The sequence below is a fragment of the Enterobacter cloacae complex sp. I1M genome, from assembly GCF_014982425.1.
Taxonomy (GTDB): domain Bacteria; phylum Pseudomonadota; class Gammaproteobacteria; order Enterobacterales; family Enterobacteriaceae; genus Enterobacter; species Enterobacter intestinihominis.
In genome coordinates this window covers 236,993-257,721 of the sequence record NZ_JADCLG010000013.1, presented here as the reverse complement: position 1 = coordinate 257,721, position 20,729 = coordinate 236,993, and the positions used below count along the sequence as shown (strand labels likewise).

General features: G+C 56.0%; 22 protein-coding genes, 2 tRNA genes and 1 riboswitch. Of the genes, 15 read left to right on the top strand and 9 right to left on the bottom strand.

Annotated features, from left to right (window positions below):
- Positions 1-45 precede the first annotated feature (45 nt).
- Positions 46-684, bottom strand: a complete 639-nt coding sequence (gene rutR, locus INF86_RS09045; protein ID WP_022647683.1) for an HTH-type transcriptional regulator RutR — start codon at positions 682-684, stop codon at positions 46-48.
- Positions 685-929: 245 nt separating this feature from the next.
- Here rutR and rutA point away from each other — a divergent pair, with 245 nt between their 5' ends.
- The 7 genes from rutA to rutG are packed head-to-tail and all read left to right on the top strand — an operon-like array spanning position 930 to position 6,358.
- Entirely contained in the window at positions 930-2,021 is a 1,092-nt protein-coding gene (rutA, locus tag INF86_RS09040; protein WP_023305836.1) for a pyrimidine utilization protein A, read from the top strand.
- Positions 2,021-2,710, top strand: coding sequence for a pyrimidine utilization protein B (gene rutB / locus INF86_RS09035; RefSeq protein WP_022647681.1), 690 nt, complete (start codon positions 2,021-2,023; stop codon positions 2,708-2,710). The genes rutA and rutB overlap by 1 nt, the downstream gene beginning before the upstream one ends.
- 11 nt (positions 2,711-2,721) lie before the next feature.
- A complete protein-coding gene (rutC, locus tag INF86_RS09030) occupies positions 2,722-3,108 on the top strand; it encodes a pyrimidine utilization protein C (RefSeq protein WP_015570870.1) in 387 nt (128 codons plus the stop codon).
- Between the two features lie 7 nt (positions 3,109-3,115).
- Entirely contained in the window at positions 3,116-3,916 is an 801-nt protein-coding gene (gene rutD, locus INF86_RS09025; RefSeq protein WP_022647680.1) for a pyrimidine utilization protein D, read from the top strand.
- Between the two features lie 9 nt (positions 3,917-3,925).
- A complete protein-coding gene (locus tag INF86_RS09020; protein ID WP_022647679.1) occupies positions 3,926-4,516 on the top strand; it encodes a malonic semialdehyde reductase in 591 nt (196 codons plus the stop codon).
- Between the two features lie 9 nt (positions 4,517-4,525).
- Positions 4,526-5,020: an NADH-dependent FMN reductase RutF gene (gene rutF / locus INF86_RS09015; protein ID WP_023299762.1), complete on the top strand. Its 495-nt coding sequence runs from the start codon at positions 4,526-4,528 to the stop codon at positions 5,018-5,020.
- 21 nt (positions 5,021-5,041) lie between these two features.
- Positions 5,042-6,358: a pyrimidine utilization transport protein G gene (gene rutG, locus INF86_RS09010; RefSeq protein WP_193543441.1), complete on the top strand. Its 1,317-nt coding sequence runs from the start codon at positions 5,042-5,044 to the stop codon at positions 6,356-6,358.
- 102 nt (positions 6,359-6,460) lie between these two features.
- Here rutG and INF86_RS09005 read toward each other — a convergent pair whose 3' ends face one another.
- Both INF86_RS09005 and INF86_RS09000 read right to left on the bottom strand, forming a co-directional pair.
- Positions 6,461-7,381: a DMT family transporter gene (locus INF86_RS09005; RefSeq protein ID WP_193543440.1), complete on the bottom strand. Its 921-nt coding sequence runs from the start codon at positions 7,379-7,381 to the stop codon at positions 6,461-6,463.
- A gap of 116 nt (positions 7,382-7,497) precedes the next feature.
- Complete coding sequence (locus tag INF86_RS09000) at positions 7,498-7,668, bottom strand: general stress protein (RefSeq protein ID WP_001273664.1); 171 nt, start codon at positions 7,666-7,668, stop codon at positions 7,498-7,500.
- A 391-nt stretch (positions 7,669-8,059) separates the two neighbouring features.
- On the opposite strand from INF86_RS09000, the gene wrbA reads away from it, so the two are divergent.
- Positions 8,060-8,656 (top strand): NAD(P)H:quinone oxidoreductase, encoded by a 597-nt coding sequence (gene wrbA, locus INF86_RS08995; RefSeq protein ID WP_022647675.1) that lies wholly within the window; start codon positions 8,060-8,062, stop codon positions 8,654-8,656.
- A gap of 18 nt (positions 8,657-8,674) precedes the next feature.
- Positions 8,675-8,902 (top strand): YccJ family protein, encoded by a 228-nt coding sequence (locus tag INF86_RS08990; RefSeq protein ID WP_022647674.1) that lies wholly within the window; start codon positions 8,675-8,677, stop codon positions 8,900-8,902.
- A gap of 32 nt (positions 8,903-8,934) precedes the next feature.
- Here the strand turns inward: INF86_RS08990 and agp are convergent, their stop codons facing one another.
- Together agp and INF86_RS08980 are read right to left on the bottom strand one after the other, a co-directional pair.
- Positions 8,935-10,176 carry a bifunctional glucose-1-phosphatase/inositol phosphatase gene (gene agp / locus INF86_RS08985; RefSeq protein ID WP_155025265.1) on the bottom strand — a complete coding sequence of 414 codons (1,242 nt, stop codon included), beginning with the start codon at positions 10,174-10,176 and terminating at the stop codon, positions 8,935-8,937.
- A 105-nt stretch (positions 10,177-10,281) separates the two neighbouring features.
- Entirely contained in the window at positions 10,282-10,782 is a 501-nt protein-coding gene (locus tag INF86_RS08980; RefSeq protein ID WP_180251156.1) for a DedA family protein, read from the bottom strand.
- A 158-nt stretch (positions 10,783-10,940) separates the two neighbouring features.
- A riboswitch (M-box (ykoK) riboswitch) is annotated at positions 10,941-11,110 on the top strand.
- Positions 11,111-11,170: 60 nt separating this feature from the next.
- Here INF86_RS08980 and INF86_RS08975 point away from each other — a divergent pair.
- Positions 11,171-12,172: a magnesium transporter gene (locus tag INF86_RS08975; protein ID WP_003858115.1), complete on the top strand. Its 1,002-nt coding sequence runs from the start codon at positions 11,171-11,173 to the stop codon at positions 12,170-12,172.
- A 42-nt stretch (positions 12,173-12,214) separates the two neighbouring features.
- Here the strand turns inward: INF86_RS08975 and INF86_RS08970 are convergent.
- Positions 12,215-12,302: transfer RNA gene (locus INF86_RS08970), tRNA-Ser, on the bottom strand.
- Positions 12,303-12,579: 277 nt separating this feature from the next.
- Here INF86_RS08970 and INF86_RS08965 point away from each other — a divergent pair.
- Together INF86_RS08965 and INF86_RS08960 are read left to right on the top strand one after the other, a co-directional pair.
- On the top strand, positions 12,580-13,431 hold the full coding sequence (locus INF86_RS08965) for a hypothetical protein (RefSeq protein ID WP_023299756.1): 852 nt from the start codon (positions 12,580-12,582) through the stop codon (positions 13,429-13,431).
- Positions 13,432-13,448: 17 nt separating this feature from the next.
- Positions 13,449-13,976 carry a LuxR C-terminal-related transcriptional regulator gene (locus INF86_RS08960; protein WP_154848757.1) on the top strand — a complete coding sequence of 176 codons (528 nt, stop codon included), beginning with the start codon at positions 13,449-13,451 and terminating at the stop codon, positions 13,974-13,976.
- Positions 13,977-14,007: 31 nt separating this feature from the next.
- Here the strand turns inward: INF86_RS08960 and INF86_RS08955 are convergent, their stop codons facing one another.
- Positions 14,008-15,621 carry a mechanosensitive ion channel family protein gene (locus INF86_RS08955; RefSeq protein WP_193543439.1) on the bottom strand — a complete coding sequence of 538 codons (1,614 nt, stop codon included), beginning with the start codon at positions 15,619-15,621 and terminating at the stop codon, positions 14,008-14,010.
- 173 nt (positions 15,622-15,794) lie between these two features.
- Here INF86_RS08955 and INF86_RS08950 point away from each other — a divergent pair, with 173 nt between their 5' ends.
- Genes INF86_RS08950 through INF86_RS08940 form a run of 3 tightly spaced genes read left to right on the top strand, consistent with a single transcriptional unit; the run spans position 15,795 to position 18,663 of the window.
- Complete coding sequence (locus INF86_RS08950; RefSeq protein ID WP_193543438.1) at positions 15,795-16,802, top strand: ABC transporter substrate-binding protein; 1,008 nt, start codon at positions 15,795-15,797, stop codon at positions 16,800-16,802.
- Entirely contained in the window at positions 16,799-17,830 is a 1,032-nt protein-coding gene (locus INF86_RS08945; protein WP_038415793.1) for an iron ABC transporter permease, read from the top strand. The genes INF86_RS08950 and INF86_RS08945 overlap by 4 nt, the downstream gene beginning before the upstream one ends.
- Positions 17,827-18,663, top strand: a complete 837-nt coding sequence (locus INF86_RS08940; RefSeq protein WP_223863098.1) for an ABC transporter ATP-binding protein — start codon at positions 17,827-17,829, stop codon at positions 18,661-18,663. Before INF86_RS08945 ends, INF86_RS08940 begins: the two co-directional genes overlap by 4 nt.
- On the opposite strand, the gene INF86_RS08935 is transcribed toward INF86_RS08940, so the two are convergent.
- A tRNA-Ser gene (locus tag INF86_RS08935) sits at positions 18,650-18,737 on the bottom strand. The genes INF86_RS08940 and INF86_RS08935 overlap by 14 nt on opposite strands.
- Before the next feature lie 144 nt (positions 18,738-18,881).
- On the bottom strand, positions 18,882-20,510 hold the full coding sequence (locus INF86_RS08930) for an ABC transporter substrate-binding protein (RefSeq protein WP_063152038.1): 1,629 nt from the start codon (positions 20,508-20,510) through the stop codon (positions 18,882-18,884).
- Positions 20,511-20,729: the final 219 nt, after the last annotated feature.

The following is a 20,729-nucleotide window of genomic DNA, read 5'->3' as shown; positions in this document are numbered from 1 at the left end:
CTGGGGATCCCTCAGCCCCGCGGGAGAGGGTTAGGGTGAGGGAAATTAGCGCACACGGATCCCTTCGATAATCATCCGCTGCACGTTTTCCAGGGTGCTCTGGAAAAACGCCTCGTCCTGGAGCGTTTTACCGGTTACCGCCTCGACCTGGGCCGCGAAGTCAGCGTAGTGCTGGGTTGAGGCCCAAATCATGAAAATCAGATGTTGCGGATCGACGGGCGCCAGTTTTCCGCTGGCGACCCATCCGGCAATAATGGCCGATTTTTCGTCCACCAGCTGCTTTAGATCTCCCGTCAGCTCCGCCTGCAACAGCGGCGCGCCCTGTAACATCTCCAGACAAAACAGCCTCGATGCCTGGGGATAATCACGCGATACCTCCAGCTTCAGGCGTATGTACTCCTCTATCGCAACCAGCGGGGCCAGCTCTTCGCGAAATGCTTTAAGCGGTGCGAGCCAGATATCCAGGATCTGCTGCATCACCGCCACATATAGCGCCTCTTTCGACGGGTAGTAGTAGAGCAGATTGGTCTTGGACACCCCGGCCTGCTCCGCCACCTGCTCAAGGCGTGTACCGTGAATACCAAACTGCGAAAATGTCTCCAGCGCGGCGCTGAGGATCGCCTGTTTCTTGGCGCTCACCGCCTGCGAACGTTTACCGGGTGTTTTCACTGCGCCTTGTGTCATTTTCGCTCTCCATTTTCTGTCCTGCGCTCAGCATAGCAAAACCCCCGTCTCGCCACGACCTTCTGCACCCTCAGCGCGCATGAGTGCCTGTTTTCTGTGCAATGATTTTGACCACTTAGTCCACATTTTCGCTGTTAAATTTAACAGCCACCAGTTAACACCCTAATAACAAAGTATTTTTCAAAACTGGCACTCCCTTTGCAAAAACGTCGTGACACCTGCGACGTAATGAAGAGAGGTTCGTGATGAAAATTGGCGTATTTGTACCGATCGGCAACAACGGCTGGCTTATCTCGACCACGGCCCCGCAATACATGCCGACCTTTGAGCTGAATAAAGCCATCGTGCAGAAAGCGGAGCATTACCACTTCGACTTTGCGCTCTCGATGATCAAGCTGCGCGGTTTCGGCGGTAAGACCGAATTCTGGGACCACAACCTGGAGTCCTTTACCCTGATGGCGGGCCTGGCGGCGGTAACCTCGCGCATCCAGATTTACGCCACCGCCGCCACCCTTACCCTTCCCCCGGCAATCGTGGCGCGGATGGCCTCCACCATCGACTCCATCTCCGGCGGGCGCTTTGGCGTCAACCTTGTCACCGGCTGGCAAAAGCCGGAGTACGAGCAGATGGGGATCTGGCCGGGTGACGATTACTTCTCCCGTCGCTACGACTACCTGACTGAATACGTGCAGGTGCTGCGCGATCTGTGGGGCACCGGCAAAAGCGATTTCAAAGGCGACTTCTTCACCATGAACGACTGCCGTGTCAGCCCCCAGCCGTCGGTGCCGATGAAGGTGATTTGCGCCGGGCAGAGCGACGCGGGGATGGAATTCTCCGCCAAATACGCCGACTTCAACTTCTGCTTCGGCAAAGGCGTTAACACCCCTGCCGCCTTCGCGCCCACCGCGGCACGCATGAAAGCGGCCGCCGACAAAATCGGGCGCGACGTGGGCTCCTACGTGCTGTTTATGGTGATTGCCGACGAAACCGACGACGCCGCGCGCGCCAAATGGGAACGATACAAGGACGGCGCCGACGAGGAAGCCCTGAGCTGGCTGACCGAGCAGAGCCAGAAGGATACCCGCTCCGGCGCGGACACCAACGTTCGCCAGATGGCCGACCCGACGTCTGCCGTCAATATCAACATGGGCACCCTGGTTGGCTCGTATGCCAGCGTCGCCAGAATGCTCGACGAAGTGGCTGCCGTGCCCGGCGCCGAAGGCGTGCTGCTGACCTTCGATGATTTTCTCACCGGCGTGGAAACCTTCGGCGAGCGTATTCAGCCGCTGATGCAGTGCCGTGCCCACATCCCTGCCGTGACGAAGGAGGTGGCGTAATGACGACCCTCAACGCTCGCCCGGAGGCCATCACCTTTGACGCGCAGCAGAGCGCGCTGATCGTGGTGGATATGCAAAACGCCTATGCCAGTAAAGGCGGGTATCTGGATCTGGCCGGGTTCGACGTCTCGGCCACGCAGCCGGTGATTGAGAATATCAAAACCGCCGTGAGCGCCGCGCGTGCTGCGGGCATGCTGATCGTCTGGTTCCAGAATGGCTGGGACGACCAGTACGTCGAAGCTGGCGGTCCCGGCTCACCCAACTTTCACAAATCCAATGCCCTGAAAACCATGCGCCAACGGCCTGAACTCCAGGGCACGCTGCTGGCGAAAGGCGGCTGGGATTATCAACTGGTGGATGAACTGGTACCGGAAGCTGGCGATATCGTGCTGCCGAAACCGCGCTACAGCGGCTTTTTCAATACCCCGCTCGACAGCCTGCTGCGCAGCCGGGGCATTCGTCATCTGGTCTTTACGGGCATTGCCACCAACGTCTGCGTGGAGTCCACCCTGCGCGACGGCTTCTTCCTCGAGTATTTTGGCGTGGTGCTGGAAGACGCTACCCATCAGGCAGGGCCGGATTTCGCCCAGAAAGCCGCCCTGTTCAATATCGAAACCTTTTTTGGCTGGGTCAGTAACGTCAATGATTTCTGCGACGCGCTGGATCCCCCGCTCGCCCGCATCGCCTGAGGAGAACCGCTATGCCGAAATCCGTGATTATTCCGCCGGGCACCAGCACCCCGATAGCCCCGTTTGTCCCCGGTACCCTCGCCGACGGCGTGGTGTATGTCTCAGGCACGCTGCCGTTTGATAAAGACAACAACGTGGTGTTTATCGATGACCCAAAGGCGCAAACCCGCCACGTGCTGGAGACGATCAAAACCGTGATCGAAACGGCGGGTGGCACGATGGAGGACGTGACCTTCAACAGCATCTTTATCACCGACTGGAAAAACTACGCCGCGATTAACGAGATCTACGCGGAGTTTTTCCCCGGCGATAAACCGGCGCGGTTTTGCATCCAGTGCGGGCTGGTAAAGCCTGAAGCGCTGGTTGAAATTGCCACCGTTGCGCACATCGCGAAGTGAGGCCGCCATGAAACTGTCCATTTCCCCGCCCCCCTTTGCGGGCGCGCCCGTGGTGGTGCTGATTGCCGGGCTCGGCGGCAGCGGGAGCTACTGGCTGCCTCAGCTCGCCGTGCTGGGGCAGGAGTATCAGGTGGTGTGCTACGACCAGCGGGGCACGGGGAATAACCCGGATACCCTGCCGGAAGACTACACCCTCGCACACATGGCCGACGAGCTCGCGCTGGCGTTAGCCGGGGCCGGGATCGCCCGTTACTGCGTGGTCGGCCACGCGCTGGGGGCGCTGGTCGGCCTGCGGCTGGCTATCGATAAGCCTGACGCCCTCACCGCGCTGGTTTGTGTCAACGGCTGGCTGACCCTCAATGCCCATACCCGACGCTGTTTTGACGTTCGCGAACGTCTGCTGCATGCGGGCGGGGCTCAGGCGTGGGTAGAGGCACAGCCGCTGTTTCTTTACCCGGCAGACTGGATGGCTGCCCGCGCTCCGCGGCTGGAGGCCGAGGAAGCGCTGGCGCTGGCCCATTTCCAGGGCAAAGCCAATCTGCTGCGCAGGCTGCATGCGCTGAAACAGGCCGATTTCAGCCGCCACGCTGCACGCGTTCGCTGCCCCGTGCAGATTATTTGTTCCACCGACGATCTGCTGGTGCCGTCCGTCTGCTCCGCGGAACTGCACGCCGCCCTCCCGCACGCCCGCAAAACGGTCATGCGCCAGGGCGGGCATGCCTGCAACGTGACCGCGCCGGACATCTTTAACACGCTGCTGCTGAACGGGCTTGCCAGCCTGCTGCACAGCCCTGAACCCGCTTTGTAAGGAGCCTGAATGAGCGAAGCCATCACGCCCGCCGCGCTGGAAACGCTGTTTACCGGCGCACGTACCCATAACGGCTGGCTGGATATACCGGTCAGTGACGAGACGCTGCGCGAGATTTATGACCTGATGAAATGGGGGCCGACGTCCGCCAACTGTTCCCCGGCGCGCATTGTCTTTGTGCGAAGCCCGGAAGGAAAAGAGAAGCTGCGCCCGGCGCTCTCCAGCGGCAACCTTGAGAAAACGCTCACCGCCCCGGTCACGGCAATTGTCGCCTGGGACAGCGAGTTTTATGAGCGCCTGCCTGTACTGTTCCCGCACGGCGATGCCAGAAGCTGGTTTACCTCCAGCCCCGCACTGGCGGAAGAGACCGCCTTTCGCAACAGCTCGATGCAGGCCGCGTACCTGATTTTCGCCTGCCGCGCGCTCGGGCTCGACACCGGGCCGATGTCCGGCTTTGACCGGGAAAAAGTGGACGCGGCCTTTTTCACGGGCACGCTGCTTAAAAGCAATCTGCTGATTAACATCGGCTATGGCGATATGAGCAAAGTCTATGGGCGCTTACCGCGTCTGACCTTCGAAGACGCCTGCGGGCTGGCGTAAGGAGCCATCATGACGACACCCGATCAACAAACCTTCCGTGATGCCATGGCCTGCGTCGGTGCGGCGGTCAATATCATCACCACCGACGGCCCTGCGGGAATGGCGGGCTTCACCGCCAGCGCGGTATGCAGCGTGACCGATTCCCCGCCCACTCTGCTGGTTTGCCTCAACCGTGGCGCGTCCGTCTGGCCGATTTTCAGCGAGAACCGCACCCTGTGCGTTAACACGCTGAGTGCCGGACAGGAGCCATTATCCAACCTGTTTGGCGGTAAAACGCCGATGGCGGAACGCTTTGCCGCTGCCCGCTGGCAGACAGGCGACACGGGCTGTCCACGTCTGGAAAATGCCCTGGCCTCGTTCGACTGCCGCATCAGCCAGGTGGTTAGCGTCGGCACCCACGACATTCTGTTTTGCGACATCGTATCCATCGTTCGCCACCCGGCACCGCAAGGGCTGGTGTGGTTCGACCGCGGCTATCACGCACTTATGCGACCCGCCTGTTAATCCGCATTCAGGAGACAGAACATGTTCGGACTTCCTCACTGGCAGTTGAAATCGACCTCCACAGAAGCAGGCGTGGTCGCGCCGGATGAAAGGCTCCCGCTCGGGCAGACAATGGTGATGGGCGTGCAGCATGCGGTCGCGATGTTTGGTGCGACGGTGCTAATGCCCATGCTGATGGGGCTGGATCCTAACCTCGCCATTTTGATGTCGGGTATGGGTACCCTGCTGTTCTTTTTTGTCACCGGCGGGCGCGTGCCCAGCTATCTGGGCTCCAGCGCCGCCTTTGTGGGAGTCGTTATTGCAGCGACCGGGTTTAACGGTCAGGGCATTAACCCCAACCTGAGCGTGGCCCTCGGCGGCATTATCGCCTGTGGGCTGGTCTACACCCTGACCGGTCTGGTGGTGATGAAAGTCGGCACGCGCTGGATCGAGCGGATGATGCCCCCCGTCGTCACCGGGGCGGTGGTGATGGCGATAGGCCTGAACCTCGCGCCGATTGCGGTGAAGAGCGTATCCGGCTCGCCGTTTGAAAGCTGGATGGCGGTGATTACGGTGCTGTGCATCGGCGTGGTGGCGGTCTTTACGCGCGGGATGATCCAGCGGCTGCTGATCCTGGTCGGGCTGATTGCGGCCTGTCTGATCTACGCGCTGCTGGCGAACGTGTTTGGTCTCGGCAAGCCGGTTGATTTCACACTGATTCACCAGGCCGCCTGGTTCGGGATGCCGCACATGACCTCGCCCACCTTTAACGCTCAGGCGATGATGCTCATCGCGCCTGTCGCGGTGATTCTGGTGGCTGAAAACCTGGGCCACCTGAAAGCCGTAGCGGGAATGACCGGGCGCAATATGGACCCGTATATGGGGCGGGCATTTGTGGGAGACGGTCTGGCGACCATGCTCTCCGGCTCGGTCGGCGGCAGCGGCGTGACGACCTACGCGGAAAATATCGGCGTGATGGCAGTGACCAAAGTCTACTCGACGCTGGTCTTCATGGCGGCGGCGGTGATGGCGATGCTGCTCGGCTTTTCCCCAAAATTCGGCGCATTGATCCACACCATCCCGGCACCCGTGATTGGCGGCGCCTCGATTGTTGTATTTGGTCTGATTGCCGTCGCGGGGGCACGCATCTGGGTGCAGAATCATGTTGATCTGAGCCAGAACGGTAACCTGATCATGGTGGCGGTCACGTTGGTGCTGGGCGCAGGCGACTTCGCCCTGACGCTGGGCGGGTTTACGGTGGGCGGGATTGGCACGGCGACCTTCGGCGCGATCCTGCTCAACGCCCTGCTTAGCCGCCGCAAAGGGGATGAAGCGCAAGCGGAAGCCATCACCCCCTGAACCTGAAATAGCCGGTTGACGCTACGCTTACCCGGCCTACATGCCAATTGTAGGCCTGTGCAAGCGAAGCGCCGCCGGGCAAAACGGACAGCGTGCGCGTTGTTAGCTATCTGCCCCTTGTTCAGTGCCCAACCCGGCAGTCGACTTACGTCGTTTTTTTAACTTTAACTCGCTCACCAGCACCCCGGCGACAATAAATGCCGCGCCCACCAGCGCCAGCAGCGGCAGACGCTCCCCGGCGAGTCGCCCGAAAATACCCGCCCACACCGGTTCACCGGTATAGATGACCGTCGCCCGTGTCGGAGATACGCTGCGCTGCGCCCAGTTCATGGTGACCTGAATAATAGCGCTAAAAATGCCCAGCCCCAGCGCCACGACGATAAGCCCGGTAGACATCGGCGGGACGGACTCCCCTGCCGGCACCATCGTCGCGAACGCCACCAGCGACGCGGTGGCAAGCTGCACGACCGTCACCCGCTTGACGTCCACTTTTCCTGCCCAGGCGCTAATCAAAATAATTTCTGCCGCAATGGCAACGGCCCCCACCAGCGTGATGATCTCTCCCGGCCCCAGCGCCAGCAGATTATTTCCCGGCCCGGCTAATAAAATGAGGCCGATGAACGCCAGCACGATACCAATGCACGACATCAGGCCCGGTATTCTGCCCAGGCACAGCCACTGCAACAGCGGCACCAGCGGTACGTACATGGCGGTGATGAAGGCGGATTTACTGCTGGAGATAGACTGAAGCCCCCACGTTTGCAGGCTATAGCCCATGGCAATCGCCACGCCAATAGCGACACCCGCTTTAAGCTCTCTCAGGGTCAACCCGCGCAGGGTTTTCAGCGAAATAAGCGCCACGGCAACCGCCGCGGTTGCAAAACGCAGCCCTACAAAGAAAAACGGATCGCTCATCGTGACCGCGTACTGAACGGCAAGAAAGGTTCCGCCCCAGAACATGGTGATCAAAATCAGGATGGCTTCCTGAGGCTTAATGGAGAAAGTAAAACGGGAAACGGACATGGGACACCAGCACGAAGAATCAATCCTGTAGTGTGCGATGCCTTTGATTACAGTTCAATGTAGCAGACATAAAAAAACCGCCGGGAAACCCGGCGGCAGAGAGTTAACCCGGCGTACTACTTGTTGCTGCCGTGGCTATTTTTACCCCCTTTTTTGCCAGCCTCTGATGCGCGCTGAGGGTCGTTTTTAAAATTGCCCCCGCTAGACTGGCCACCTTTACGACCTGCTTCTGATGCTCTTTCACGGTCTTCAGCGAAATTACCTGAACCACCACGATGGTTTGCCATCTCTAACCTCCAGAGTGTGAAACATTAGACATCATATTGCATTCAGTAAAAGAGGATTCTTTCACCTCGCGGCTCAAGGACAGTGCCTTTATCTGTGCCGCGTGAAACTAAGCTTAGTGTAATGCGGCTATCCGGCAAGCGAGAGGTAATATTCTGCAACATGATCTCAGCCTTTCGTATGAAATATTGAGGAGGTCATCCATAAGCCGTTCTTATATTTTGAAAAATCAGCGCCGCTAAAGTTGTTTCATTTTGCTACAAAGCACGTAACGAAAAGATATTGTTATATATCAAATAAATGCCGTTCATTTTTGCAGTCTGGCCGTGATGTCATATCTTTAAAGTAACGCAGCGATCCGCTGTAAGAAAAACCAACGAGGAGTGATGCAAAATGGCAAAAGTTCTGGTGCTCTATTATTCCATGTATGGACACATTGAAACCATGGCTCACGCAGTTGCAGAAGGCGCAAACAGAGTAGACGGCGTTGAGGTTGTGGTTAAACGCGTACCGGAAACCATGCAGGCGGAAGCCTTCGCCAAAGCCGGGGGAAAAACACAAAACGCCCAGGTCGCCACCCCGCAGGAGCTCGCGGACTATGATGCCATTATCTTCGGCACCCCGACCCGCTTCGGCAATATGTCCGGCCAGATGCGCACCTTCCTCGACCAGACGGGCGGGCTCTGGGCCTCCGGCGCGTTATACGGCAAGCTGGCCAGCGTGTTCAGCTCTACCGGCACAGGCGGCGGCCAGGAGCAGACGATCACCTCAACCTGGACTACCCTTGCACATCATGGGATGGTGATTGTGCCGATTGGCTACGGCGCGCAGGAACTGTTTGATGTTTCCCAGGTCCGTGGCGGGACACCGTATGGCGCGACAACCATTGCCGGTGGGGATGGTTCACGTCAGCCAAGCAATGAAGAACTTTCGATCGCCCGCTATCAGGGTGAATACGTCGCGGGTCTTGCCAAAAAACTGAACGGCTAACCCAACAGGAGGACAAGTATGCCAACTCAAGAATCCAAAGCTCACCACGTGGGCGAATGGGCAAGTTTACGCAATACCTCTCCGGAGATTGCAGAAGCCATCTTTGAAGTCGCCAGGTATGACGAAAAGCTGGCTGAGCAGATTTGGGAAGAAGGCAACGATGAAGTGCTGGTTCGCGCCTTCGAAAAAACCGACAAAGACTCGCTGTTCTGGGGCGAGCAAACCATTGAACGTAAAAACGTCTGAATGTTCCCCCCGCCCGCGCGGGGGGTTTTCTTCTATTTCGCCGCGTTGTTCATCACCGCATTGAATTTATCGATCGGACAGAAGCCGTTGCCATCTACCGGACAGCCCTTCAGCTCCAGCGTCACGCGCTGCCCAGGAGATTGCAGCGACAGCACGCTGGCATTACGCAACTGCTCAGAACTCTGGTAGACATACTCAATTTTCATCAGCTCCTGGTTAGTGTTTTTGTCATGCCAGCGCTGGAAGACAATTTTACCGCCAATCGGGGTTCGTTCCTGCTGGTCGTGCAGCTGATACGGCCTGAAATCCAGCGCGGTCAGCAGCGAGGCAATGTTGGAGTCGTGCCCCACCAGCAGGGTAATTTTTGGCGCTTTGGCCTGTTCGGTCACCAGCGCTTTATCAATGTACTTCACCAACGGTTTAGCCACGTTCTGCGCCACGTCCGTCGAGGTAAACAGCGAGTCCTGGTAGCCGTTTTTCAGCTTCGACAGCACGCGCCACTGCTGATCGGTTTTGATTTCCCCCCATGCCACCTGGTCTGCCGGGAATCCTTCGTAATACTGTAGGGTGAACGCATCCACCAGCGAGTTACCCACTTTCAGCGGCCCGGAGACGCCCGGCTCTTTTTCATAATCGGCGCTGAACGTATCTTTCGCCTCCGTCAGGGAACAGACTTTTTTCTCCTTGCAGGACGGCGAGTCGCTATAGTTTGTCAGCAGCTCCAGCAGTTTGTAGCTTTCATCCAGCTGCATTTTCTGCCGTTCTGTCTCCATCGCTTTCAGCGCTTTCTCACGAAACTCAGGGGAATTATCGGTAATGACCGGATTGAAGGTGGGGTCCATAGTGCCCATTTTTTCCTGATGATGCACAGGCACATCGCACCCCGGGAACGCGCCGGTGATAAAGAACTGCGCGGTCGCCACGGTGCGCTGGAGGCTGTTGGCGTAGGCATAGACGGTATCCGCTTGCGGGCATTCACCCGTCTTCACCATCCCCTGCTCTGCCAGCCACTCGCGTATATAGTGACCCATATACACTTCCAGTACGCCCCCTTTGGTGGTGAGCTGTCCACCCGGGACGTCCCACTCCGGCCACTGCTTCGGCGTGGACTGCTCCAGCACGCTGCCGTTATTGGCGAGCGGCGCACGCAGGTTGTGGCGGCTCATGATGAGTACCTGTTCCAGCTGATAGCCGTCCGGTGTGTCCTGCGCCTGTGCGCCAAAGGTCACGGCAAGGGTACCTGCCACGGCAACTGCAAGTAGTGCTTTTCTCATCCCTAATTCCTCACACGTTTTTTTAATGTCGCATTGAGTGTGACAGATTCGTGACAGGTTTTTCGGGAAGCATTTCTCAAACTGATGAATACGTGACTCGCTGATTCAGAGGCTGATGCCGGTGACGATGCCGACATACAGCGCCGCCCATGCGCAGGCTGAAAGCAGGCTGATGGCGTAAACCTTTATCGCGCTCAGCCTGAGCATGCCCGCCGCCAGCGGCACGATATAGCGCAGTACCGCCAGGAAACGCGAGGTGAACAACACCAGCAGGCCATTTTTATGCAGCTGGCGCTGTACCCGCAAAAACTTCCCGGCATGTTTTGCCGTGAAGCGTGACACTCGCCGGGTATGCCCCATCAGCTGGCCGATATGGTAATTCAGCACCGATCCTGCCGTAGCGCCCATCACCACCGCCAGCCACGTCAGCGCCGGATGCATACTCGAATGGCTGACGGCAATCCCCGCCAGCAGCATGACCGATGCGGGCGGGAGCACGGAAGAGATCAGTACCGTTGATTTACTCAGTGCCATAACAACGAGCAACGCGAAGAGATGCGTTGGATAATGCGCAAAATGATCCAGCAGCGTGTCCAGCCATGCCATTTTACTCTCCCCGGTAACATCAGAATTCCCCATTAGAAGTGAAAATAGTTAAATAAAACGTCAACATTCATTCAATAATATTCATTTAAACCATACTTAAACATTATTAAAATTCCTCAGCAGCCATTTTAAATAAGCGTATTATCCCTCACGCTTTACAACGATCTCGTTATGGCGAGGCTCCTGTACAAATACACGTTATCGCTCTGGTGGGTTCGAGAGAACCGGCACAGGGTAAAACAGGCACTGTCGAATCAAGGCTTTGCCAGTATAACTTCCCTTACGGGATACGGTGTACAGTGCTGAACCCAGGACGTGGGGATCTCCTTTCCGACATGCCCTGTCTTGCTCGCCCCTGAGAGATTTTATTATTCAAAGGGAAGTTACAATGTCTTACGCTATTCACAACCAAAATCTGGCTTTTAACGACAGCGCCATCGCGCAATATATGAATACCGATTTTATCGTTATTGATATTTCATTATGCGTGGCTCTGGCACGCGAGCAGTTCTTTGAAAAATTGAAAGATGATGATATTCCGTCACATATTTTTATCGAAGACAACGGTCGCCTCGCGGGTTTGATTGCCGTACGTAAATTATTGCAGGCCACGGATACCGTACAGCCCGTTAAGGGGCTGATGATATCGGATTTTATCCAGCTTAAACCGGAAGATGAGCGGGCGGATGTCGCCGGGTTGCTGGCGCACGCAGGTGCGGATGTCGTACCGGTGGTGACCCACGGCAAGCTGGTGGGCTGCCTTACCGAGCGTGAAATCGCCCATCTGCTGGAAGATGACGTTACTGAAGATGCCCAGCTTCAGGGGGCAACGCTGCCGCTGGAGAAGCCCTATCTGGAAACCAGCGCCTTTAGCCTGTGGAAGAAACGCTCCGTCTGGCTGCTGCTGCTGTTTGTCGCGGAAGCGTATACCAGCTCGGTGATCCAGCATTTTGAAGAGGCGCTGGAATCCGCCATTGCGCTGGCGTTCTTTATTCCGCTGCTGATTGGCACCGGCGGAAACAGCGGGACGCAGATTACCTCGACGCTGGTGCGCGCCATGGCGCTGGGTGAAGTCCACCTTCGCGACGTGGGTCGCGTGCTGCGCAAAGAGATGAGCACCTCGTTAATGATTGCCGCCACGCTAGGCCTGGCGGGCTGCGTTCGTGCCTGGATGATGGGCATTGGGATGGAAATCACGCTTATCGTCAGCCTGACGCTGGTCTGCATTACGCTGTGGAGCGCCATTGTCTCATCGGTGATCCCGATGGTATTGAAACGTTGCAAAATCGACCCGGCGGTCGTTTCCGCGCCGTTTATCGCCACGCTGATCGACGGTACCGGGCTCATTATCTACTTCAAAATCGCACAGTATACGCTTGGGCTGGAATAACGAAAAAACCCTGCGATATTGCTATCGCAGGGTTTTCGAATTTGGCGGAAGCGTAGAGATTCGAACTCTAGAACCCTTTCGGGTCGCCGGTTTTCAAGACCGGTGCCTTCAACCGCTCGGCCACGCTTCCAAAGTGAGGCGCACTATAAACATCTCTGAGCATGATGTAAAGCAGGAAATTGCATTACGTTGAGCTTCTTGCGTCATTCCCTTCCGCTCCGATCACTTCTTCGTCATCGGCTGGCTAAAATGTAAACATTTATTTTTACATCACATAAACTTATTAGAATGAAAGTTTGTGATCTAGACTCTTTTTCATACACCGCAGCTTATCCGTGCAACATTACCACCTCAATATGCCCTTGTAAGACCCTATTCACGCAGGTCACTGCGATAAGAGATTTTCCATGAAATTATTCGATACCGATAACTACAGACTTATTCTCTGGCGTAAATTTCTGCCGTGGCTGATCCAGAACGGTGCGCAAAAAAACAACCCGCATGACTATTTTCTGGTGTACTTAAAAGATGCCGACAATACGCGTTATATTCTGAAGAAGCACGAAAGCAGCAACGTGGTGCTCTGCCCGATGCATAAAAGCGAAGATGTCAGTATGAGCGTGGAAGATATCAGCGAAATGCAGGCTGAAATCATTCACTATAAGCGCAATGGGTTTCAGGCTTACAAAGGCATTATCCCGTTTGCCTTTGACCATTATACGAAAATCATCACCTTAAAAACGGCCCTTGCTCGTCTGAAAGGGCGCTGTATTTCTGGCCTGAAATCTGATTCAGAAACCATCAGCCGGGACCGTTACAACTTGCTCAGGCTGCTGGTGACCGACTACGTCAACCAGCGCCCTTCGCGCGTTTCGTCTGGTTTCACCCAGCGGGAAGTGATCGCCATGCTTTACGGCACACTTTGGTATAAACATATCAAAAATGAGTCGTTTAGCAGAAAAATCGCGCTCTTACTTGAGTCGCTCGTGATCACGGGCGATCTCAGCGAAGAGGGTAAGGTGTACTACGTGCAGGGCCAGGCTATTACCACCATGGTCGAGTATGAAAAAGAGGACCAGCGGGTAACGCATCAGCAAAAAATGCAGAAAAAAATTACGCGTTTTATGTTTGCGATAACGCTATCTACGCTGCTGATTATTCTGGTTCTGCTGTCGATGGCAGGGGTCGTCGACCTCGCCGCTGTCTGGCAGAAAATACTACAGATTAAGCCTCTTAGATTTTTAATGAATTTTATCTAAAACCCTGACCATTAATTATGAATTTTATTTTTATCAGCGATAACTATTACCTTTGCCACGGTGTCTCAAGCTCACTGACATCTACCCATTTGATTCGCAATGAGGAGGATATTCACCATCTTTATGAGGTCGATCCCGAGCTGGATTTTATCATTGCGATTGAACAGGATAAGTTACGCAATAAAACCATTCAGCAGGTCAAAAAAGTCAAGCGTGATTACATTGTCCTGATGCATGAGATAGAAGCCAACAGCGCGGTGAGAATTGATAATATTATCTATTCGTCGATGCATTTTACTGCTCACCCTTTTCAGCAGCTGATGCGCTTTTATCGGGCGCTCAGGACACACTCCTTTACCCGACGCGAATATGACGTGCTAAAGCTTTTCCATATGGAAAATCATGAAATCGCGAAAAAGCTGCAACTGTCACAAAAAACGACCAGCACCTACCGCGTGAGGATCCTCGAGAAATTGAATATGCGTTCAAAAAACATTCTGGCGATGACCCGTATAAAATCGGCGATTGTCGATCAGAAACTGTGATCTTTTGGCTTACCTTGGGAAAACCGGGGCCTCAGGTTTCGCCCTGAGGGGGTTTGGCGGGCGCGGTATACCAGTTCTCTTTGGCAACCATTACGCTGCCCTCTGGCTGCATAACAAAATTCGGAGACATGATCTGCACGTTAAATTCGTTAAATACATCCTGTATCTGGCTATGCAGCTCATTGCGGGCAACCGCGAGGGACTGGTCGGGCAGCAGACGAACCTGCAACTCGTAGGCAATATACCAGTCCATTAACCCTAACTGGCGCACCAGCGGCGGCTCAGAAAGATCAATCCCTTTTGCCCGTTTCGCGGCCAGCTCCAGCATGGCATGCACCTGACGCCATGGGGTGTCATAACCGATAGTGACGCTGACCGTCAGATTGAGGCTGCCATCGGGCTGTAGCGCGCTAAGGTTGGTGATCTTACCGCTCACCACCACCGCATTGGGCACGGTAACGACATAATTTTCCCGGGTAATAATTTTGGTCGCCAGCATGCCTATTTCACTGACCTTACCTTCGTTATCCGCCACCCGAATGACATCGCCTTTACGCAGTGCGCGGGAGTAAATCAGGACCAGACCGCTCATGGCATGGTTCATCACCCCTGCCGAACCCAGCGTTAACATCAGGCCGAAGAAGACGCTAATACCTTTAAACGCCAGTGAGTTTGCGCCGGGCAGAAACGGCCAGGCAGCGGAGAGAGCAAATAGCCAGACGGCGACGGAAATGAGCTTACGGGTTGCCCCCACGGTTTCCGGATGTACGCCGGGAAGTTGCAGACGACCAGCCTCCACCTGATTCAGCACCATCCTCAGAAGCTTCAGAATAAAAGCGGTAATGAGGAAAATGATCAGAACAATCGTCAGCCCCGGCATAGCCGAGACAATCGCCAGGGCAATTTGCTGCACCACGCGAAGCGACCAGTCTCCCAGCGACGTGCCCCACACCCGCGTCCACGGAAACAGACTGAATGCCCAGCTCAGCCAGACGTAAAAGCCAATCAAACCCAGCAGGAACATCAGCAAGGCGTAAAGCCGAATCTCAATGGCGCCAATGTACCGCCGCCAGCTTTGCGGCACCCGGCTGCGATTCTCCACAATACGCAGACGGTAGACGCGTCGAAACCAGCGCCAGGATCGCCAGGCGCCATAGCAGAGCAGCAAAAGCGCCAGCAGGCCAGCGGCAGCTTTTACCGTCGACAGCGCCAGCCAGCCGGTATCGTATTGATCGCGCAGCGCCATTCTCTGCGCTTCCATGCGCGCCAGCACGCGCTGCGCCGCCTGATCGAGGGTGAGATCGTCCCCTTCGTCCAAATCCCCTTCCGTCAGCAGCATCACGGGCTTACCGTTCATCACGATCAGCCGCCCCTGCTGGTTATAGCGGGTCACGGGGACGATAGTGAGCGGCTCACGCACGTCCGCCTCGGTAAAATTGCGCAGGGTGTTGCGGATGCGTAAAACGCGCTCCTCCGGCGTGGTCAGGCCAAATTTCGCCTGAAGCATGACGATCGGCTGATGAAAAATATAGACCGTCCGGGCGCGCTCCTGCTCAGAAGGCGCCTGGCGGGGCTCAGCGGCATACGATGAGAAGGCGCTCAGGGAGGCAAAACAGAACGCAAACGCGAGCAGGATCTTTTTCATCCTCACTACCCCAAATCAGAAATCTTGTTGTTTTTCAGGCAACCCGCGAATGCCAGGTGGGTATGTTGAGAATAGTCCAGCCTTTCGTTTCTGCAACAAGCGACGGTGAGCGTGTTGCTCTCAATCACAATATATGTATTATGTTATAACATAACAATTTGGGATTGTGTTCTATGTTACTTAAAAAAGGGTTATTTCTGGCTTTACTGCTCTCCATGGCGCCTGCCGCTTTCTCAGCAACCTCATGGCCCCTCACGTTTGAAAATTGCGGCGTAAAGCAGACCTTTGCGCAGGCTCCTCAGCGCGTCGTGACCGTGGGACAGCATGAAACAGAATTACTGCTCGCACTGGGGCTGGAGAAAAAGATCGCCGCAACGTCGGTCTGGTTCGGCAAGCTCCCGGATCCGCTGGCAGATGCCGGGAAAAATATCCCCCGGCTTGCAGATAATTCCCCCTCCTTTGAAGCCGTGGTGGGACAGAAACCTGAGCTCGTTCTCGCGCAGTATCACTGGCACATTGGTCCGCAGGGAGAAGTGGGCACCCGTGAGCAGTTTGCCTCGCTGGGGATTAATACGTGGATCTCTCCTGCCGACTGCACGGATAAAGCGGTGACGGAAAAGTCAAACGCAGACGGAGCACGCAGCGCGCCGTTTTCGCTGGCCGAAATCACACGGGAAGTGACAGATCTGGCGACGATATTTGATGTTTCCGCGCGAGGTGAGCAGCTTAATCATACGCTGACGGAACGTATCAAAAAGGCCAAGGCGCGCGTCTCAGCGAAACCGCTTCGCGTCGTATTCTGGTTCTCAAGTAGCCGTCTGAATGGCGATCCCTGGGTGGCGGGGAATTACGGCGCGCCTGGCTGGATCAGCCGCACGCTGGGGTTGAAGAACATTATTGACTCTCATGACGAATGGCCGGCTGTAACCTGGGAACATATTGCCCAGTCGCAGCCGGACGTGATTGTTATCGCCGGGATGTCCCGCAGGCTCTACCCTGCCGATGACGTTAAGGTAAAAAAAGCATTCTTGCGTAATGACCCGGTGACGAAGAACATGCCTGCGGTCAGGAACAACCACATTATTGTGGTGCCGGCGATGTCGTTAAACCCTTCATTACGTAACGTCGATGCGGTTGAGCTTATCAGCGAGCGGCTGGCTTCTTTCCGGGATGAACAATGAGTCATTTCGCTTTTGACCGCCGCCAGCAAGGTTTACTGGCAGCAGGCGTCATGGCGCTGCCGCTAATGCTGGTTTTTGCCGCCAGTATCGGTGATATGCCGGTGTCGTATGCCAGTACCGGGAAAGCGATCCTCAACGGACTGGGTTTGACCTCTTATGCGTTGCCACAAACGGAGGAGGGTATCGTCTGGCAATATCGCATGAGCCGGGCAGTGATGGCCGCGTGCAGCGGCGGTGGCCTGGCGCTGTGCGGGCTGGTGTTACAGTCGATCCTGCGTAACCCTCTGGCTGAGCCTTATCTGCTGGGGATTTCCGCGGGCGCCTCGCTGGGGGCCGTCTGCGTGATGCTTCTCGGCATGGGGGGAAGCGTGATTGGCGTGAGCAGCGGTGCGTTTGTCGGCTCCTGCGCCGCCTTTGCGCTCATCATGGTGATTACAAACGGGATGAGTGAAAGCCCCTCGCGCATTTTGCTGGCCGGTATTGCGGGCACCCAGCTCTTCAACGCCATGACCGCGTACGTCGTCAGCACGTCCGCCAATGCCGAGCAGTCCCGTAGCGTCATGTTCTGGCTGATGGGGAGTCTGAGCGGCGTGCGCTGGCCTGACGCGCTGCTGGCGCTGGCCGTTACGCTTGCGGGTTTACTGGTGGTATTGCTCTTTTCCCGGGCGCTGGACACCTTCACCTTCGGGGATGAGGTCTCCACCACGCTGGGGATCCCGGTTACCGCCGTGCGTATTGTTTTATTGCTGACCTGTGCCGTTGTCACCGCCACGTTGGTGAGCGCCACAGGCGCAGTGGGGTTTGTCGGGCTGGTCATTCCCCATGTGACGCGCATGCTATGCGGGCCGGGCCATCGCCGCTCGATCCCGCTGACGTTTCTCATTGGCGCCCACTTTATGATCCTTGCCGATATCGTCTCACGCACGCTGATCGTGCACCAGGTTCTGCCCATCGGGGTGGTGACTGCGCTGGTGGGCGCCCCCGTCTTTGTGGCGTTGCTTTATCAAAATCGAAAGGAGCATCCATGAATATAACAGTGGCCGGGTTAACCGTAACCCGACAGGCGCAGACGGTGCTTAAGGATATCGATCTCGACCTGCCATCCGGGCAGATTGTCGGCCTGTTAGGGCCAAACGGCTCAGGCAAGTCGACGCTGCTGCGCTGCCTCGCCGGGCTGTTTCCACGACACAGCGAACGTGTTGCGCTTAATGGCACAACGCTTGGCTTGATGCCGCTGAAAATACGGGCGCAGCACATGGCGTTTGTCCCGCAACATGCTGAGGTCGACGGGGAACTGACCGTTGAGGATATTGTCAGGCTGGGGCGTACGCCCTACCGGAAAACATTCCAGAGAACCACGCGCGACGATGAGGCTGCGGTTGAACAGGCGATTGGCCTGATGCAGTTATGCAGCTTACGCCAGCGGCGATGGCACTCTTTGTCAGGCGGAGAACGACAGCGAAGTCAGATTGCCCGCGCGCTGGCCCAGCAGCCGCAGGTGCTGTTGCTCGATGAACCGACAAACCACCTGGACATTCAGCACCAGCTGGAGCTGATGCGGCTCGTTTCACAGCTGCCGCTTACGGTGGTGGTTGCACTGCACGATCTCAATCTTGCGGCCAATTATTGCCAGCGTCTGATCCTCCTGAAGGCCGGGCAGATCGCAGCCACGGGCGCGCCCGAAGCGGTGCTGACGCCCTCGAACATCGCGGATACCTGGTGCGTAAAAGCTCAGGTCTGTAAGGCCGACGCCGGGATCACGATAAGCTATAACATGGGTAACATGGCGGAGAGCCAGAACAAAAGCAAAAACCCCTGCGATATTGCTATCGCAGGGGTTTCGAATTTGGCGGAAGCGTAGAGATTCGAACTCTAGAACCCTTTCGGGTCGCCGGTTTTCAAGACCGGTGCCTTCAACCGCTCGGCCACGCTTCCTAAGTGAGGCGAACTATAAACACCTCACCGCGCGCTGTAAAGGGTGCGCGCATTCGTTCGCTTTAAAAATAGCCAAAATGCGTTTAATCGGTTGAATAGACAACAGATTGGCCGTTTTACCAGCATAATATCCACCGCGGATCGTTAGTGCTTTTTGATGTACATATCTTTGGTGTAGTAGTAGCCAAGCTTATCCGGCGTGAAGCCCCCTACCCACGGTTTCACCAGGTGCGTGCGCACGTAGTGATAGACAGGGATCGCCGGCACATCGCGCCCCAGCAGATCTTCTGCCTGCTGGTAGAACTTACCGCGCTCCTCCGCCGTTTTCGCCTTCGCCGCATTCACCAGAGCCAGATCGTATTCCGGATTGCTGTACTGAGTGGTGTTTTGGCTGTCACCGGTACGGAAGTTATTCAGGAAGGTTGCGGCGTCATCGTAATCAGCAATCCAGGCGTAGCGCACCGCGTCAAAGTTATGGGTGTGCATGGTATCAAGCATGGTTTTCCACTCCTGGTTTTGCAGCTTCGCCTCTACGCCGAGGTTCTTCTTCCACATCGAGCTGGCGGCAATCGCAATACGCTGGTGCGATTCCGAGGTGTTATAGAGGAGATTAAAGCTGAGCGGATGGCTGTCATTAAATCCGGCTTCGGCCAGCAGTTTTTTCGCCTCGGCAATGCGTTTATCCATCGGCCAGCTGGCGTAATCAGGGTTCTGTAACTTGACGCCGCCAATATCCGGCTGGCTGATGAGCCATGCCGGGCGTTGCCCCTGCCCTAAAACTTTCCCGGCGATAATATCTTTATCCAGCGCCAGATTCAGCGCCTTACGCACGCGGGCGTCGCTGAACGGCGGCCTGGTGGTGTTGAATTCGTAATAATAGGTGGCAAGCTGCGGCGATACATCCAGCTCGCTCCCCAGCGTTTTCTTCAGCTGAGCAAACTGGTTGATCGGCACCGTGTAGGCGATGTCGATTTCGCCCGCTTTGTAGCGGTTGACGTCAGCGGCTTCGGAGGAAATGGGCAGATAGGTCACCTTGTTGATGACGGTATGTGCGTTATCCCAGTATTTCGGGTTTCGCACCGCCACAATGCGTTCGTTCACCACCCACTGTGACAGTTTATAGGCCCCGCTGCTGACGAAGTGCTCCGGTTTGGTCCACTTATCACCGAAACGACCTACCAGGACTTTATCTATCGGCACCAGAGACGGGTGAGCCAGCATCGCCAGGAAAGCAGCATTTGGCTGGGTGAGCGTAACTTCCAGCGTGGTGTCATTGATGGCTTTCACGCCCAGCGACTCGGGTGCTTTTTTGCCTTCTGCGATATCAGTGCCGTTGACGATACGCATACTGCCGGGATAGCTGGCATACGGAGAGACGGTTTTCGGGTCGACCAGTCGCTGCCAGCTCCAGACGACATCTTCCGCGGTGATGGGGGTGCCATCGCTCCAGGTAATGCCTGGGCGCAGATGGAAAGTCCAGACGGTGTTATCTTTATTTTCCCATTTCTCCGCCAGGCGCGGCTGGATTTCACCTGCCGGAGAGACGCTGACAAGCCCGTCGAATAAATCGCTGATAATATTGAATTCGACATCGCTTTCGACTTTATGCGGGTCGAGCGAGGCGGGTTCACTGCCGTTGTTCCTGACCAGTTCCTGCTTATCTGCCAGCTGGGTTCCTGCTGGCACGTTAGCCGCCCAGGTTGCCGTGCTGGCGCACAGGACCCCTGCGGTTAACAAAGAGAGCGTAAAGTGCATGCGTGTTTGTGGTTTCATTTCCTTCGCCTTATTGTCTGTTTTTATGACGATCCGGAAATAACTCTTAGCGGCCTTAGGGAAATAACGCAATATTTTTCAGTGACCTATAAGAGGTTGATCTGAATACACCTTGCATACCGCACTTCATTCTGAGTACAAAGGCTTTATCAGAATAAAAAACCAGCATAATCCCTAAGGGGCTGAGTAAAGATGGGTAAAACCACTTTGCGTCTGCCG

Coding starts and splice junctions, on each gene's coding strand:
- INF86_RS09020 (WP_022647679.1), top strand. CDS start 3,926: ATGAGCGAAGCCATCACGCCCGCCGCGCTGGAAACGCTGTTTACCGGC.
- rutD (WP_022647680.1), top strand. CDS start 3,116: ATGAAACTGTCCATTTCCCCGCCCCCCTTTGCGGGCGCGCCCGTGGTG.
- INF86_RS08965 (WP_023299756.1), top strand. CDS start 12,580: ATGAAATTATTCGATACCGATAACTACAGACTTATTCTCTGGCGTAAA.
- INF86_RS09000 (WP_001273664.1), bottom strand. CDS start 7,668: ATGGCAAACCATCGTGGTGGTTCAGGTAATTTCGCTGAAGACCGTGAA.
- rutR (WP_022647683.1), bottom strand. CDS start 684: ATGACACAAGGCGCAGTGAAAACACCCGGTAAACGTTCGCAGGCGGTG.
- wrbA (WP_022647675.1), top strand. CDS start 8,060: ATGGCAAAAGTTCTGGTGCTCTATTATTCCATGTATGGACACATTGAA.
- rutF (WP_023299762.1), top strand. CDS start 4,526: ATGACGACACCCGATCAACAAACCTTCCGTGATGCCATGGCCTGCGTC.
- INF86_RS08955 (WP_193543439.1), bottom strand. CDS start 15,621: ATGAAAAAGATCCTGCTCGCGTTTGCGTTCTGTTTTGCCTCCCTGAGC.
- INF86_RS08950 (WP_193543438.1), top strand. CDS start 15,795: ATGTTACTTAAAAAAGGGTTATTTCTGGCTTTACTGCTCTCCATGGCG.
- INF86_RS08960 (WP_154848757.1), top strand. CDS start 13,449: ATGAATTTTATTTTTATCAGCGATAACTATTACCTTTGCCACGGTGTC.
- agp (WP_155025265.1), bottom strand. CDS start 10,176: ATGAGAAAAGCACTACTTGCAGTTGCCGTGGCAGGTACCCTTGCCGTG.
- INF86_RS08980 (WP_180251156.1), bottom strand. CDS start 10,782: ATGGCATGGCTGGACACGCTGCTGGATCATTTTGCGCATTATCCAACG.
- INF86_RS08945 (WP_038415793.1), top strand. CDS start 16,799: ATGAGTCATTTCGCTTTTGACCGCCGCCAGCAAGGTTTACTGGCAGCA.
- INF86_RS08940 (WP_223863098.1), top strand. CDS start 17,827: ATGAATATAACAGTGGCCGGGTTAACCGTAACCCGACAGGCGCAGACG.
- rutA (WP_023305836.1), top strand. CDS start 930: ATGAAAATTGGCGTATTTGTACCGATCGGCAACAACGGCTGGCTTATC.
- INF86_RS09005 (WP_193543440.1), bottom strand. CDS start 7,381: ATGTCCGTTTCCCGTTTTACTTTCTCCATTAAGCCTCAGGAAGCCATC.
- rutG (WP_193543441.1), top strand. CDS start 5,042: ATGTTCGGACTTCCTCACTGGCAGTTGAAATCGACCTCCACAGAAGCA.
- INF86_RS08990 (WP_022647674.1), top strand. CDS start 8,675: ATGCCAACTCAAGAATCCAAAGCTCACCACGTGGGCGAATGGGCAAGT.
- INF86_RS08930 (WP_063152038.1), bottom strand. CDS start 20,510: ATGAAACCACAAACACGCATGCACTTTACGCTCTCTTTGTTAACCGCA.
- INF86_RS08975 (WP_003858115.1), top strand. CDS start 11,171: ATGTCTTACGCTATTCACAACCAAAATCTGGCTTTTAACGACAGCGCC.
- rutB (WP_022647681.1), top strand. CDS start 2,021: ATGACGACCCTCAACGCTCGCCCGGAGGCCATCACCTTTGACGCGCAG.
- rutC (WP_015570870.1), top strand. CDS start 2,722: ATGCCGAAATCCGTGATTATTCCGCCGGGCACCAGCACCCCGATAGCC.